This window comes from Limnobaculum eriocheiris, assembly GCF_021010575.1.
GTDB classification, from domain to species: domain Bacteria; phylum Pseudomonadota; class Gammaproteobacteria; order Enterobacterales; family Enterobacteriaceae; genus Limnobaculum; species Limnobaculum eriocheiris.
The window spans coordinates 22,914-38,071 of the sequence record NZ_JAJNAG010000002.1; the positions used below are offsets into that span (position 1 = coordinate 22,914).

General features: G+C 47.1%; 17 protein-coding genes. 15 read left to right on the plus strand and 2 right to left on the minus strand.

Going from position 1 to position 15,158, the window contains the following annotated elements; translation table 11 throughout:
- Positions 1–23: 23 nt before the first annotated feature.
- Positions 24–1,211, minus strand: coding sequence for an NO-inducible flavohemoprotein (gene hmpA, locus LPW36_RS01140; RefSeq protein ID WP_230607679.1), 1,188 nt, complete (start codon positions 1,209–1,211; stop codon positions 24–26).
- A gap of 317 nt (positions 1,212–1,528) precedes the next feature.
- On the opposite strand from hmpA, the gene glyA reads away from it, so the two are divergent.
- The 5 genes from glyA (at position 1,529) to LPW36_RS01165 (ending at position 5,745) form a co-directional block, all read left to right on the plus strand.
- Positions 1,529–2,782: a serine hydroxymethyltransferase gene (gene glyA / locus LPW36_RS01145; RefSeq protein ID WP_230607680.1), complete on the plus strand. Its 1,254-nt coding sequence runs from the start codon at positions 1,529–1,531 to the stop codon at positions 2,780–2,782.
- A 170-nt stretch (positions 2,783–2,952) separates the two neighbouring features.
- Positions 2,953–3,327 carry a rhodanese-like domain-containing protein gene (locus LPW36_RS01150; protein ID WP_230607681.1) on the plus strand — a complete coding sequence of 125 codons (375 nt, stop codon included), beginning with the start codon at positions 2,953–2,955 and terminating at the stop codon, positions 3,325–3,327.
- A 51-nt stretch (positions 3,328–3,378) separates the two neighbouring features.
- Positions 3,379–3,984: a DUF1007 family protein gene (locus LPW36_RS01155; RefSeq protein WP_230607682.1), complete on the plus strand. Its 606-nt coding sequence runs from the start codon at positions 3,379–3,381 to the stop codon at positions 3,982–3,984.
- Positions 3,975–4,973, plus strand: coding sequence for a nickel/cobalt transporter (locus tag LPW36_RS01160; protein ID WP_230607683.1), 999 nt, complete (start codon positions 3,975–3,977; stop codon positions 4,971–4,973). The genes LPW36_RS01155 and LPW36_RS01160 overlap by 10 nt, the downstream gene beginning before the upstream one ends.
- A gap of 31 nt (positions 4,974–5,004) precedes the next feature.
- Positions 5,005–5,745: a glycerophosphodiester phosphodiesterase family protein gene (locus LPW36_RS01165; RefSeq protein ID WP_230607684.1), complete on the plus strand. Its 741-nt coding sequence runs from the start codon at positions 5,005–5,007 to the stop codon at positions 5,743–5,745.
- Positions 5,746–5,899: 154 nt separating this feature from the next.
- Here the strand turns inward: LPW36_RS01165 and suhB are convergent, their stop codons facing one another.
- The gene (suhB, locus tag LPW36_RS01170) at positions 5,900–6,703 is read right to left on the minus strand and encodes an inositol-1-monophosphatase (protein WP_230607685.1); all 804 of its coding nucleotides are present in this window, start codon (positions 6,701–6,703) and stop codon (positions 5,900–5,902) included.
- Positions 6,704–6,834: 131 nt separating this feature from the next.
- On the opposite strand from suhB, the gene trmJ reads away from it, so the two are divergent.
- The 10 genes from trmJ to pepB all read left to right on the plus strand — a co-directional run bounded on the left by trmJ (position 6,835) and on the right by pepB (position 14,787).
- A complete protein-coding gene (trmJ, locus tag LPW36_RS01175) occupies positions 6,835–7,608 on the plus strand; it encodes a tRNA (cytosine(32)/uridine(32)-2'-O)-methyltransferase TrmJ (protein ID WP_230607686.1) in 774 nt (257 codons plus the stop codon).
- Between the two features lie 177 nt (positions 7,609–7,785).
- Positions 7,786–8,289 (plus strand): Fe-S cluster assembly transcriptional regulator IscR, encoded by a 504-nt coding sequence (gene iscR / locus LPW36_RS01180; RefSeq protein ID WP_230607687.1) that lies wholly within the window; start codon positions 7,786–7,788, stop codon positions 8,287–8,289.
- Positions 8,290–8,336: 47 nt separating this feature from the next.
- The gene (locus tag LPW36_RS01185; protein ID WP_230607688.1) at positions 8,337–9,551 is read left to right on the plus strand and encodes an IscS subfamily cysteine desulfurase; all 1,215 of its coding nucleotides are present in this window, start codon (positions 8,337–8,339) and stop codon (positions 9,549–9,551) included.
- Between the two features lie 54 nt (positions 9,552–9,605).
- Positions 9,606–9,992, plus strand: a complete 387-nt coding sequence (gene iscU / locus LPW36_RS01190) for a Fe-S cluster assembly scaffold IscU (protein ID WP_130593013.1) — start codon at positions 9,606–9,608, stop codon at positions 9,990–9,992.
- A 24-nt stretch (positions 9,993–10,016) separates the two neighbouring features.
- The gene (gene iscA / locus LPW36_RS01195) at positions 10,017–10,340 is read left to right on the plus strand and encodes an iron-sulfur cluster assembly protein IscA (protein WP_130593012.1); all 324 of its coding nucleotides are present in this window, start codon (positions 10,017–10,019) and stop codon (positions 10,338–10,340) included.
- A 120-nt stretch (positions 10,341–10,460) separates the two neighbouring features.
- Entirely contained in the window at positions 10,461–10,991 is a 531-nt protein-coding gene (gene hscB, locus LPW36_RS01200) for a co-chaperone HscB (protein WP_230607689.1), read from the plus strand.
- Between the two features lie 12 nt (positions 10,992–11,003).
- Positions 11,004–12,854, plus strand: coding sequence for a Fe-S protein assembly chaperone HscA (gene hscA / locus LPW36_RS01205; protein ID WP_230607690.1), 1,851 nt, complete (start codon positions 11,004–11,006; stop codon positions 12,852–12,854).
- A gap of 2 nt (positions 12,855–12,856) precedes the next feature.
- Positions 12,857–13,192: an ISC system 2Fe-2S type ferredoxin gene (fdx, locus tag LPW36_RS01210; RefSeq protein ID WP_130593009.1), complete on the plus strand. Its 336-nt coding sequence runs from the start codon at positions 12,857–12,859 to the stop codon at positions 13,190–13,192.
- Between the two features lie 20 nt (positions 13,193–13,212).
- Positions 13,213–13,413: a Fe-S cluster assembly protein IscX gene (gene iscX, locus LPW36_RS01215; RefSeq protein ID WP_108901592.1), complete on the plus strand. Its 201-nt coding sequence runs from the start codon at positions 13,213–13,215 to the stop codon at positions 13,411–13,413.
- A 78-nt stretch (positions 13,414–13,491) separates the two neighbouring features.
- The gene (pepB, locus tag LPW36_RS01220; RefSeq protein ID WP_230607691.1) at positions 13,492–14,787 is read left to right on the plus strand and encodes an aminopeptidase PepB; all 1,296 of its coding nucleotides are present in this window, start codon (positions 13,492–13,494) and stop codon (positions 14,785–14,787) included.
- Positions 14,788–15,158: the final 371 nt, after the last annotated feature.

Consider the following 15,158-nt stretch of genomic DNA (forward strand, 5'->3'; position numbering starts at 1 on the left):
TTCATCCTGTTTTATGCCACTGGTTATAACACCTTATGTGGACCAAAACACTCGTAATGGAGCTGTTGTGGTTTAACTCCCCAAGTGATTAGCTGTTGAGCAACGTGCTGCATAAATGGCACTGGCCCACAGAAGTAATAGTGCATATCGGACTGGTTCAGCGTAGGCTTTAGTTTATTGAGGTCCATCAAACCCTGATAATGGTTGGATTCATTTAGATCGCCATCCTGAGGATGCTGATACCAAACGTGAGCTTCAGCATTGGACATGGCATTAAGCAACTGGCTGACTTCCTGACGAAAGGCATGAACACCTGAACGTTCAGCGGCGTGTAACCAGTAAACCGGGCTCTGATGCGATTGTGCTTTTAGCGTGTTTAACATACCCAGCATAGGGGTCAGGCCAACACCACCGGAGATTAACGCGACCGGGGCATCCGGTTTAACATCCAGATGGAAATCACCATAAGGCGGGGCCAGATTGATAATGTCACCCTGTTGAGCAAAATCATGAAGATAGTTTGAGGCTTTACCCTGTGGCTCGCGTTTAACGGCGATACGGTAATATTTGCCGTTTGGGGCATGAGTTAATGAGTACTGACGAATCTCCTGATACTCCAGATTATCGCTTTGCAGGTAGAGAGCAATATATTGACCCGGTATAAAATCGGCGACTGGCTTACCGTCCACGGGTTCCAGCTCAAAACTGGTAATAATTTCACTTTCCCGCTGTTTTTTAGCAATACGGAATGGACGTAATCCTTCCCAACCGCCCTGTTTTTTAGCAACCTGTTGATATATTTCACTTTCCCGTTTAATGAACACATCAGCCAGCACCTGATAGGCTTTTCCCCAGGCATTGAGGACTTCTTCGCCGGGGTTTAACATTTCATCCAGCGTGGCAAGTAAGTGTTTGCCAACAATGGCATATTGATCCGGTTGAATATTAAAGCTGGAGTGTTTATGAGCAATACGTTCAACTGCGGGAAGAATCGCCGGTAAATTCTCAATATTTACGGCATAGGCACAAATTGCATTAAATAGGGCTTCGCGCTGGGCACCGCTGAACTGATGACTGAGGTTAAAAATATCTTTCAGCTCAGGGTTGTGTTGAAACATACGATCGTAAAAATGAGCGGTTAATGATGGACCAGTAGCGGTTAATACGGGGATGGTGGCTTTAATTGTGGCAATGGTTTGATTGTCGAGCATTCTCATATCCTTTTGACAGGGATTATTTAACATGTATTTAAAATGCATGTTTTAATTGATCTATGTCAACAGATTTACCCTGTACAAAAATAACAATTGAATGAGTAAGTAAAACAGCAAGATGGCTTTGATAATGGCGGAAAGTCAGAGGATGCCGGTGTTTTCCGGTGTTTTTTTCTCTTGATTGAACAGAAAGCAAACGTTTGCGTAAAAACCTCAATTTGGGTCTATTTAACAAGATGAAAACATATTACACTGGTTCGATGTTGTACTTAGTTACACCTTTACCAGTTAATTAGCTTACTCAGGAGATGCGGATGTTAAAGCGAGACATGAACATTGCCGATTATGATGCCGAATTATGGCAGGCCATACAAAAAGAGAATGTTCGCCAGGAAGAGCATATCGAGTTGATTGCTTCTGAAAACTACACCAGCCCGCGCGTAATGCAGGCTCAGGGTACTCAATTAACCAATAAATATGCCGAAGGGTATCCAGGTAAGCGTTATTACGGTGGCTGTGAGTATGTTGATATTGTTGAGCAGTTAGCTATCGATCGTGCTAAAGCGCTGTTTGGTGCTGACTATGCTAACGTGCAACCACATTCCGGTTCACAGGCTAACTCAGCGGTTTATATGGCATTACTGAATCCGGGTGATACTGTACTGGGCATGAACCTGGCACACGGTGGTCACCTGACCCACGGTTCACCGGTTAACTTCTCTGGTAAGCTATATAATATCGTGCCTTATGGCATTGATGAAAGCGGTCAAATTGATTATGACGATCTGGCTCGTCAGGCTGAAATCCACAAGCCAAAAATGATTATTGGTGGCTTCTCTGCCTTCTCCGGTATCGTCGACTGGGCAAAAATGCGTGAAATCGCAGGCAAAATTGGTGCTTATCTGTTTGTTGATATGGCACACGTTGCCGGTTTGATTGCAGCAGATGTCTATCCAAACCCGGTTCCTCATGCTCACGTGGTGACGACGACCACTCACAAAACCCTGGCTGGCCCACGCGGTGGTCTGATTTTAGCCAAGGGTGGTGATGAGGAACTGTATAAGAAACTGAATTCAGCGGTATTCCCGGGTGGTCAGGGTGGTCCGTTAATGCATGTGATTGCCGCAAAAGCTGTCGCATTAAAAGAGGCAATGGAGCCTGAGTTTAAAACTTATCAGCAGCAGGTTGCTAAAAACGCTAAAGCGATGGTGGAAGTGTTTAAATCTCGCGGATATAAGATTGTTTCTGGCGGAACTCAAAACCATCTGATGCTGCTGGACCTGGTAGATAAAGATATCACCGGTAAAGATGCCGATGCCGCTTTAGGCAGAGCCAACATCACGGTAAACAAAAACAGCGTACCAAACGATCCAAGAAGCCCGTTTGTCACTTCAGGTGTGCGTATTGGTACACCTGCGGTAACTCGTCGTGGCTTTAAAGAAGCAGAAGTTCGCGAACTGGCCGGTTGGATCTGTGACGTGCTGGACAACATCAATGATGAAGCCGCAATTGCCGCAGTAAAAGCCAAGGTTCTGGATATTTGTAAACGCTATCCGGTTTACGCATAGTTCCAACAGTAATAACGCTGATTTTCATATACAGTGATAATCAGCGTCTGGAAACAACGCTGTTAATAGCGGGCGCTATATCGATAATATAGCGCCTGTTTTTTTACTGGAAATCGACACGACAGACACTGATAATCTACAGTGTCTTTATGATAACCAAGGAGAAGTGTGTGAAAAAGCATAACCCAGGTTTTGAGCAGTTGTGTGAAGCGGCGCGTCAAAATGTTCATGAAGTAAGTGTCCGGCAAGTAAAAGAGATGATGGATAAAGGAACAATTCCTCTGGTTCTGGATGTTCGTGAAGAGAGCGAATTTCAGAAAGACCATATCCCCGGCGCAAAACATCTGGGGCGCGGTGTTTTAGAGCGTGATATTGAAACTGTGGTTCCTGATAAAGCGACTCCGCTGGTGCTGTATTGCGGTGGTGGTTATCGCTCTGCATTGGCTGCAGAAAGTATCCAGAAGATGGGCTATACCAACGTGCTTTCCATGGACGGGGGATACCGTGGCTGGAATGAGGCGAACTATCCGTTGGTAAAAGAGTAAGCCAATAAGCGAATTTCCATGACGCTGATAACCCGAACCCGGCTGTTTTTCATGATGTGCCTGCTGAGTCCATTAGCAGGCGCTCACCCCCATAGTTTTATTGATCTTGATTCCAGTATGGTTATTCAAAACCAGAATCTGGTTGGCGTTCGTATGGTATGGGAGATGGATGAACTAACATCAGCAGAGTTATTGCTGGATGCCGCTACGGCAAAAGATTCGCCTACCGTCTGGCAGAGTATGGCGGATGAGCTAATGGAAAATACCCGTAACCAACTTTATTTCAGTTATATGAAGTCTGATGGTAAACCCGTTCAGTTTGCTGAGAAGGCGGATAATTATTCGCTGTTACGACATGGTAATAAAGCGGTATTTACTTTTGTTCTGCCGATAGCCAGTCCGATTCCATTGAAAAATAGTACCATTACGTTATCGACCTACGAGCAGAGTTTCTATGTGGATATGCGTTATCCCTCTGAAAAGTCGATTCATCTGCCTGATGATATAGCTGAAATATGTAGCGTTAAGTTGACCTCGCCTGAACCGGACGCTTCTTTGATGGCTTATGCCCGCTCATTAGATAAAAATGATTCTCCGGGAGAAGATATGATGTTGGGCAGCAAATTTGCCCAAATCGTGACGTTGAAATGCCATTGATTGATAATAAACCTGAGAATTTTTCTGGCCGCTTTTGGCCACTGTATCTTTGTCTGATAGTGCTTGTACTGTTGGCAGGAGTGGTCTGGCTAAAATGGCCGGATTTTTTGTTACAGAGTTCCATGTGGCAAAAACAGCTGCATCAACAACTGGTTTCGTTACTACAGCAGGTTAAGCAACATCCGCTGGAAACCGGTGGAATGCTGATTCTATTCAGTTTTATTTACGGTGTACTCCATTCTGCTGGTCCGGGGCACGGCAAGGTAATCATCACCGCCTATCTGGCCACCCACCCCTTAAAATTGCGCGCCAGCCTGCTGTTAACCTTAGCCGCTTCGTTGGTGCAGGGTATGGTGGCTATTTTGCTGGTTACCGTGGTGCTTTCTGTGTTTCAGCTTTCAACCCGCACTATTCACCAAAGTAATTTCTGGATGGAGAAGGGCAGCTATTTACTGATTGTGCTGGTGGGGGGAATGCTCTGCTATCGGGCAGTTCGACAGCTACGCCGTATGACGAAACAAAATCCTGCGCCACCAGCCATTAAAATAAATTCCCTGACGCCGGGGCATGTACATAGCGCAGACTGTGGATGTGGTCATCGCCACTTACCTGATGCCGACGAGCTCGACGTTTCCGGCGGCTGGAAAACCAATCTGGCAATTATTCTTTCCATCGGTATTCGTCCCTGTTCCGGCGCAATACTGGTATTGCTGTTTTCTAAAGTAATTGATGCTTATATTTGGGGAATAGCCGCAGCGATGGTGATGGCGCTGGGAACTGCCACCACAATTTCACTGTTAGCGCTGTTTGTTCACTATGCCCGGCGGTTAGCGGAAAAAGTGACGGCAAACCGCCAGCGTTCAAAATGGAGCAAAGTCGCGTTGATTTCCTTTTCATTATTGGGCGGTGTATTGCTGATTTTATTTGGTCTGATTCTGTACTATGGTGTGTCGCCAGCCGCTTCCGGTGGATTACGCGCTTTCGGTTGATGGTATTTGAGTTTATTTACGGGGAGAGGTCATGAAAACCATTTTCGCCCATCGGGGCGTGTCATCACTGGCGCCAGAAAATACATTATCCGCCATTAAGCTATGCGTTGATTATCAGGTACGCTGGTTTGAGTGTGATATTGATATTCTTCAGGACGATACCATTGTGCTATCCCATGACTCGACGCTCGATCGCTGCACCAATCGTTCTGGTACGTTATTTGAATTAAATCGACAGGATCTGGAGCGAATTGATGCCGGAAGCTGGTTTAGTGATGAATATCGCGGTGAGCCTATTCCCACTCTGGAGCAACTGATTGCGCTAATGAATCAGTACCAGCTCAATGCCAATATTGAGATTAAATCCGGCGATGTCAGCGCCGAAGTCTGCCGTCGTTTACTGGCCGGGTTAGATTGTGCGTTAAATCAGCTGGATGACGGGCGGGAATATATTATTTCCAGTTTTAATCCCATGCTGCTGGCGGAATTTAAACGGCTACGGCCTCAGGCACGAGTGGCCTGTCTGTTTGAAAACCATACGCTAAACGACGACTGGTACGTGATTATGGAATGGACCGGCGCCGAGTATATTCATCCTCAAAATGAAGGTTTAACCCAACAGCAAGTTCAGCGCTTTAAAAGCAAAGGCTATCAGGTGAATGTCTGGACAGTGAATGCGAAAGATCGCGCAAATCAGCTGTTTAACTGGGGAGTGGATGGCATATTCACCGACTTTCCGCAGAATTTTTTGTCGAAATATCAGGAAGATTAAGACATCACAGGTTTGGGATAGCTTATCCGAACTGATATTTAAGATGGCTTTTGCAAAGATCTTTCAGCGTGAAATTAGCTGTGTGCAGAGGGCGTAATATCAACGAGCGAATATAACCGGGTAATCTTAAAGCAGACTACCCGGTATCCGATGATTAACGCTTTAATGCATCGCTTAATTCATCACGTACAGTTGACAGCAGCGCTTTAACCACCCGTGGATTACCCGCCACAACGTTACCTGAAACATAAGAGTTATGCCCGCCAACGAAGTCAGTCACAATACCGCCAGATTCGCGAACCAGCAGCTCACCGGCAGCGAAATCCCATGGCTTCAGACCAATTTCAAAGAAACCGTCGACGCGGGAAGAGGCAACATAAGCCAAATCTAACGCGGCTGAACCAGTACGGCGGAAGTCTGCACACTGGGTAAACAGTTTGCCAACCATATTGATATAGGTTGCAGAGTGCTGTTTTGCTTTAAATGGAAAACCGGTAGCCAGAACGGTACCAGAAAGATCTTTGGCGTTTGAACCGCGTAAACGGTAACCGTTTAGCTGTGCGCCCTGACCGCGAGTCGCGGTAAACAGCTCATTACGCATTGGATCGTAAACCACAGCGACTTCCGTGCGGCCTTTAACGCGCACAGCAATAGATACGCTGAAGTGAGGGAGTCGTTTGATAAAATTGGTGGTGCCATCCAGTGGATCAATAACCCATTGTACATCCTGGTCTTCTCCGGCCAGTTCACCGCGTTCTTCACTGATGATGGTATGTTGAGGATAAGCTTTACGAATAACATCAATAATCAGATGTTCTGCTTCGCGGTCAACGTTAGTGACAAAATCATTGTTACCTTTTTGGCTCGCTTCAACGGCGTCAGGTGTTTCATAAAACTTGGCGATCAGGTTACCGGCCTTACGTGCAGCACGTACGGCGATGTTCAGCATAGGATGCATGGGTATCTTCCACTAAATGTTAAAGAACAGAGAAATATAAAGCGGGCGAAGTATACCAGAGGATCGGCAAAATATACAGGTTGTGTTACTATTCATCCTCATAACTTTTAGCCCACAGAATTTTGTTTTTTATGTCAGAGCTTATCTCCGAGAAAATTGGACTGGATAATATCCGTATTGTACTGGTCGAAACCTCCCATACCGGCAACATGGGTTCTACCGCCAGAGCCATGAAAACCATGGGGCTGACTAACTTATATCTGGTTAATCCATTAGTAAAACCTGACTCGCAGGCCATTGCTCTGGCCGCCGGTGCCAGCGATATTATTGGTAATGCTACTATTGTGGATACTTTAGATCAGGCACTGGAAGGATGCCGTCTGGTGGTTGGAACCAGCGCTCGCTCCCGTACTCTGCAATGGCCAATGCTGGAGCCGCGGGAATGCGGAGTCAAAATGTCTCAGGCGTCAGTTCAGGCACCGGTAGCCTTGGTATTTGGCCGCGAGCGTGTCGGGCTTACCAATGATGAGCTACAAAAATGCCACTATCATGTAGCGATTCCGGCCAACCCGGATTACAGCTCATTAAATCTGGCGATGGCAGTACAGATTCTGGCCTATGAAATTCGTGTTGCCTGGTTAGATCAGCAAGAAAGCGATAAACCGCAACCCGCAGTCGTGGAAGATGATGTTTATCCACTGGCGGAAGATTTGGAGCGTTTCTATCAGCATCTGGAATCCGTACTGCTGAATATCGGTTTTATTCGTGCGGCTCATCCGGGGCAGGTAATGAATAAACTGCGTCGCTTAATTAATCGCGCTCGCCCGGAAAGTCAGGAATTAAACATTCTGCGTGGGATTTTAAGCGCTATAGAAAACCCCGATACAAGAAATAGGCAGAAATAATCCTGAATTAACACCTTTTCAATTGTTACAATACGGGCGACAATAGCGGGTATATCACGATTTAGTGATATTTTTTCGGTTCAATAATACTTGACTAAATTACTCAACTAAATAGTTGACTGAAATAGTTGGGAATGCCAAACTATCTGCATCTTCACAAACAGATGGGCATTAACAATGAGACTGACATCAAAAGGTCGCTATGCAGTAACAGCCATGTTGGACGTGGCTTTGCACTCACAAGAAGGACCGGTCCCTTTAGCTGATATTTCCGAACGTCAGGGGATTTCTTTGTCTTATCTTGAGCAATTGTTCTCCCGTTTGCGCAAGAATGGTTTAGTGACCAGCGTTCGCGGTCCTGGTGGTGGCTACTTGCTGGGCAAAGATGCCGGTGATATTGCCGTTGGTTCAGTTATCAGTGCTGTTGATGAATCTGTCGATGCTACCCGCTGTATGGGAAGTGGTGGATGCCAGAGCGGTACTCGTTGTCTGACCCATACTCTGTGGCACGATCTCAGTGAACGCATCAGCAGCTTTCTTAATGAAATTACGCTGTCTGAATTGGTAAAAAATCAAGAAATTCTGGATGTAGCCGACCGTCAAAATAACGAAACTCAAGGTTCGGTTACCAGCACTCATCGTGCATTTGATGAGGCAAAAAAGATCAATCTGCGCGCTTAATTGGCAGTGGCGATTGCATTATTTAGAAGTCGTGTACGGAGCAAAGAATGAAATTACCTATCTATCTGGACTACTCAGCAACAACACCGGTCGATCCGCGCGTTGCCGAGAAGATGATGCAGTATTTGACCCTCGATGGCATTTTCGGTAACCCGGCCTCGCGTTCTCATCGTTTTGGCTGGCAGGCAGAAGAGGCAGTCGATATTGCCCGTAACCAGATTGCAGAGCTGGTGGGTGCCGATCCTCGCGAGATTGTTTTTACCTCTGGTGCAACGGAAGCGGACAACCTGGCGATTAAAGGTGCAGCTAACTTTTACCAAAAGAAAGGTAAGCACATCATTACCAGTAAGACAGAACATAAAGCGGTTCTGGATACCTGCCGTCAACTGGAGCGCGAAGGTTACGAAGTAACTTATTTAGCGCCACAGGCTAACGGTATTATCGATTTAAGCGAGCTGGAAGCAGCCATGCGTGATGATACTTGTGTGGTTTCTATCATGCACGTTAACAACGAAATTGGCGTGGTTCAGGATATCGCAACCATTGGTGAAATGTGCCGTAGCCGCGGTATTATTTTCCATGTGGATGCCACCCAGAGCGTGGGTAAACTGCCGATTGACCTGTCTCAGCTTAAAGTTGATCTGATGTCTTTCTCCGGCCATAAAATTTATGGGCCAAAAGGTATTGGTGCTTTATATGTTCGTCGTAAACCACGGGTAAGAATTGAAGCTCAAATGCACGGTGGCGGCCATGAGCGCGGTATGCGTTCTGGTACTTTACCGGTGCATCAAATTGTTGGCATGGGTGAAGCTTACCGTATTGCCAAAGAAGAGATGGGTACCGAAATCCCTCGCCTTCGGGCATTACGGGATCGTCTGTGGGACGGTTTGAAAGATATCGAAGAAGTTCATCTGAATGGCTGCCTGGAGCAAGGTGTAGCCAGCATTCTTAACGTAAGTTTTAACTACGTTGAAGGTGAATCTCTGATGATGGCTCTGAAAGATTTAGCTGTTTCTTCTGGTTCAGCCTGTACTTCTGCAAGCCTGGAGCCGTCTTATGTGTTACGCGCTTTAGGTATGAGTGATGAATTGGCACATAGCTCAATTCGCTTCTCTCTGGGACGTTTTACTACTGAAGAAGAGATCGATTACACCATTGATTTAGTCAAGAAGTCGATTGGCCGCCTGCGTGACCTTTCTCCACTGTGGGAAATGTTCAAACAGGGTGTGGATATCAGTACCATTGAGTGGTCTCATCATTAATGATTTGATATCGCGCCGCGTTACCGGGCGCGATAAGCAGCAGGAGTAATAAACATGGCTTACAGCGAAAAAGTTATTGAACACTACGAGAATCCTCGTAACGTTGGTTCATTTGATAATGAAGACCCTACCGTTGGTAGTGGTATGGTGGGTGCGCCAGCCTGTGGCGACGTAATGAAATTGCAGATTAAAGTTAACGATCAGGGTATTATTGAAGACGCCCGTTTTAAAACTTATGGCTGTGGTTCTGCCATTGCCTCCAGCTCACTGATTACCGAGTGGGTTAAAGGTAAGTCTTTAGATCAGGCTGAAGCAATTAAAAATACTGAAATTGCTGAAGAACTGGCGTTACCGCCGGTGAAAATCCACTGCTCTATTTTGGCAGAAGATGCCATCAAAGCAGCTATTGCGGATTATAAAAATAAACATAGTAGTAAATAAGCAATAAACGATTGAGGTTTGGTTATGGCGATTACCATGAGCGACAGTGCTGCACAACGAGTTCAGACATTCTTATCTAATCGGGGCAAGGGCGTAGGTCTACGTCTGGGAGTAAGAACGTCGGGTTGTTCAGGAATGGCGTATGTTCTCGAATTTGTTGACGAATTACACGATGAAGATACGGTGTTTGAAGACAAGGGCGTGAAGGTAATTGTGGATGCAAAAAGTCTGGTCTATCTGGACGGCACCGAGCTGGATTTTGTTAAAGAAGGTCTGAATGAAGGGTTTAAGTTTAATAACCCGAACATTTCAAGTGAATGTGGTTGTGGCGAAAGTTTTAACGTCTAGTCTGCTATCGTAACGTTTGTAGATTAAATACAGCATTCGAAAATGTCGACTTTGAAAAACGCTCCCTTGCTAATAATTGGTAAGGGAGTTTTCGCCTAACTTATATCATCAGAGCACGTCATGGACTATTTCACACTATTCAACCTGCCGGTCCACTATGTCGTGGATACGTCATCGCTCTCATCCCGCTATCAGGAATTACAGCGTCAATACCATCCCGATCGTTATGCAACGGCTTCTGAAAGTGAACGCCTTCAGTCGGTTCAACAGGCGGCAACAATTAATGATGCTTATCAAACGTTGAAAGATCCGCTGCGTCGTGCAGAATACCTGTTGTCTCTTAACGGGATAGATGTCAGAAACGAACAACAAACCATGCATGATACCGCGTTCCTGATGGAACAACTGGAGCTGCGTGAAGAGCTGGATGGTATTGAACATCATAATACCAGTCAGAAAGAGACCGAATCAGCACTGTCTGCCTTTCGCCAACGAGTAGAAAAAATGACCCGGCAGCGCAGTGAACAACTAAAACAAGAACTGGATAACCAGAACTGGAAAAGTGCGGCAGATACCGTACGTAAACTGAGTTTTCTGGATAAGCTTCAACAGCAGGTCGAACAACTGGAAGAGAAGTTATTCGACGCCTGACGGAAACTGAACATGGCATTATTACAAATTAGCGAACCAGGAATGACGGCTGCACCCCACCAGCGTCGGCTCGCAGCAGGTATCGATTTAGGTACCACTAACTCTCTGGTTGCCACCGTTCGCAGTGGGCAAGCCGAAACGTTACCCGACGATCAGGGGCGCCATTTACTGCCTTCCGTAGTGCATTATCAACATGAAGGAACGGATGTTGGCTGGAGCGCACGCGCTCAGGCCGCTGTCGATCCCTCCAATACCCTGAGTTCGGTGAAACGAATGATGGGGCGTTCTCTGAACGATATTGTTCAACGTTATCCCAATCTGCCTTATCAACTACAGGCCAGCGAAAATGGCTTGCCGGTTATTGTCACCGCGGGTGGAATGGTTAATCCGGTTCAGGTTTCTGCTGAGATTCTGATGACGTTGACGAAGCGCGCTCAGGAGACATTAGGCGGCGATCTTGACGGTGTAGTGATTACCGTTCCTGCCTATTTTGATGACGCTCAGCGTCAGGGCACCAAAGATGCTGCCCGACTGGCAGGTCTGCATGTGCTGCGTCTGCTGAATGAACCTACTGCGGCGGCCATTGCTTATGGTCTGGATTCGGGTCAGGAAGGCATTATTGCCGTTTATGATCTGGGCGGTGGTACCTTTGATATTTCTATTCTGCGTCTGAGCCGTGGCGTGTTTGAAGTGCTGGCAACAGGCGGTGATTCTGCGCTGGGCGGTGATGATTTTGACCACCTACTGGCAGACTGGTTGCGTGAACAGGCTGGATTTGGCGCCCATGGCGATCACCAGCTTCAGCGTCAGCTACTGGATGCAGCGATAGCAGTTAAAATAGCCCTTAGCGACAGTCATAGTGCTGAAGTTAATATCGGTAACTGGCAGGGTACGGTTACCCGCGAGCAGTTCGACGATCTGATTTCTTCACTGGTGAAAAAGACATTATTAGCCTGTCGCCGGGCACTAAAAGATGCTGGCGTCAGTGCAGACGAAGTACTGGAAGTGGTGATGGTAGGCGGTTCTACCCGCGTGCCATTGGTACGTACTTTAGTGGGTGAGTTTTTTGGCCGCACCCCGTTAACCAGTATCGATCCTGACCGGGTAGTGGCGATTGGCGCAGCTATTCAGGCCGATGTCCTGGTTGGTAATAAACCAGACTCCGACATTTTATTATTAGATGTTATTCCGCTTTCTTTGGGTATTGAAACCATGGGCGGATTGGTTGAAAAGATCATTCCACGCAACACCACCATTCCGGTCGCCAGAGCGCAAGAGTTCACCACCTTTAAAGATGGTCAGACGGCGATGATGGTGCATGTGTTGCAGGGCGAGCGTGAGCTGGTTGACGACTGCCGTTCACTGGCGCGTTTTACTCTGCGAGGGTTACCGCCTATGCCAGCCGGTGGGGCACATATTCGCGTAACCTATCAGGTTGATGCGGATGGTTTACTCAGCGTTACGGCGATGGAAAAATCCACCAACGTACAGGCATCGATTCAAGTGAAACCCTCTTATGGTCTGAGCGATGATGAAATTGCCACCATGATTAAAGATTCGATGACCAACGCCCAACAAGACGTTAGCGCACGTATGCTGGCAGAGCAAAAAGTAGAGGCTGCCCGCGTGTTGGAAAGCCTGAACGCAGCTTTGAACAGCGATAGCGATCTGCTCACTGCAACTGAACGGGTTGAAATTGATAGCGCCATTAGCCAGCTACAGGCGGCGGTGCAGGGTAGTAATACTGCCACGATAGAAGCATCAATTAAGACACTGGATTCTGTAACTCAAGATTTTGCCGCCCGCCGTATGGATTCATCAATACGCCGCGCTTTGGCGGGTCATTCCGTAGATGAGGTTTAAGCATGCCTAAGATAGTATTCCTGCCCCATCAGGACTTATGTCCGGAAGGTGCGGTTGTTGAAGCAAAAGAGGGTGAAACCATACTCGATGCCGCGTTACGTAACGGTATTGAAGTGGAACATGCCTGTGAAATGTCCTGCGCCTGTACCACCTGTCACTGCATTGTGCGTGAAGGATTTGATTCACTGGCAGAAAGCAGTGAGCTGGAAGACGACATGCTGGATAAAGCCTGGGGATTGGAACCGGAGAGTCGCTTAAGCTGTCAGGCGAAAGTTACCGATGAAGATCTGGTGGTTGAACTTCCTCGCTATACGGTTAACCATGCCCGCGAGCATTAATTAACAACGGGATATAAAAGATGAGCTTAACCTGGAAAGACAGTCGCGAAATTGGCGAAGCGCTGTACGATCAGTTTCCTGATACCGATCCGAAGACAGTTCGCTTCACAGATTTACACCGCTGGGTGTGTGAGCTGGAAGATTTTGAAGATGACCCCAATGCCTCAAATGAAAAAATTCTTGAGGCGATTTTGTTAGTCTGGTTGGACGAAGCAGAATAGCAATCATTAATGGGGCCCCTTTGGCGGGCCCTTATTTTATTGGTTTAACTAAATATAAAAATAGCGGGAGCCATAACGATGACAAATCAATTTATGCCGGTTTATCTTTCCCATGAATCTGCGGACGCAGTCTGGGGAGAGAAAGCCCTGTTGAGCACTAGCAGTGAAGGAATGACTATTCACCTTAATGGAAATGGCAAGTTGGGCGCTATTCAACGGGCAGCCCGTAAAATCGACGGTCAGGGTATCAAAAACGTTAAATTGGCAGGCGACGGCTGGGATTTAGAGCGCAGTTGGAGTTTCTGGCAAGGCTTTCGCGGACCAAAGGGTGAAAGAAAAGTTGAGTGGGCAGCGCTGGAGCAGCAAGAACAGCAAGAGCTGGAGCGTCGTTTACAAATTATTGACTGGGTGCGTGACACTATCAATATGCCGGCGGAAGAGCTGGGCCCTGAACAACTGGTTAAACGCACGGTTGACCTGTTCTGCAATATCTCCTGCGATGCGGTGAGCTACCGTATTATTAAAGGTGAAGCGCTGCGTGAGCAAAACTATATGGGGCTATATACCGTAGGCCGTGGCTCAGAGCGTGAACCTGCACTGCTGGCTCTGGATTACAACCCAACCGGTAATCCGGATGCACCGGTATTCGCCAGTCTGGTGGGTAAAGGGATCACCTTTGACTCCGGCGGTTACAGCATGAAGCAAAGTGCCTTTATGGACTCGATGAAATCCGATATGGGCGGTGCAGCAACGATTGCCGGTGCGCTGGCACTGGCGATCGGCCGTGGCCTGAAGCAGCGTGTAAAACTGTTTCTGTGCTGTGCCGATAACCTGGTGAGCGGTAATGCTTTCAAACTGGGTGATATTATTCGTTATCGCAATGGTAAAACCGTTGAAGTCATGAATACTGACGCAGAAGGTCGTCTGGTGTTAGCGGATGGACTGATTGATGCGGAAGCACAAAATCCACAGATGATTATCGACTGTGCCACTCTGACTGGCGCCGCCAAAATGGCGTTAGGCAATGATTACCATGCGCTGTTTAGTTTCGACGATGTGCTGGCAAACGAAATGTTAAACAGTGCGAATAGTGAAAATGAGCCATTCTGGCGTTTACCGCTGGCCGAGTTTCATCGTAGCCAACTGCCATCAAACTTTGCCGAATTAAATAATATGGCTGGTGCAGCTTATACCGCAGGTGCCAGCACCGCCGCGGCTTTCCTGTCCCATTTTGTGAAAAATTATCAGCAGGGCTGGATCCATATCGATTGCTCGGCAACTTATCGTAAAGGTGCTGTTGATCAGTGGTCAGCAGGCGCAACGGGGCTAGGGGTTCGTGCGATAGCGAATTTGCTGCTGAAGCAGGGTAAGTAAGTCTGGTCAATTGGTTTCAGTGGACATTCCGGCCGTAAATACAATTGAGCGAATATAACTTTTATGCTCGGACGGAAGACCATCTGTACTCAACTCTGGTGCGCTTCGGGCCTGGATTTCCTACGGGCAGTTATGAAACACCTTACGGTGTTTCACCCTACGGGCCAGCGTTAGCCTGTAAATCTCTCCCTCCGTTCGACTATGCTTAAGATAGAGCCAGCCTTAAGGCTGGCTTTTCTTTTTGGTGACTACTATCAAGCTAACCTCATAGCGTTATGCCTTTGCACAAGGTGCTTTCCCCTACTAAAAATAAGCTATTTTTGTTTCACACACTCATCTGTTTTTTTAGCCATATTCCGGCTAAGATGTCG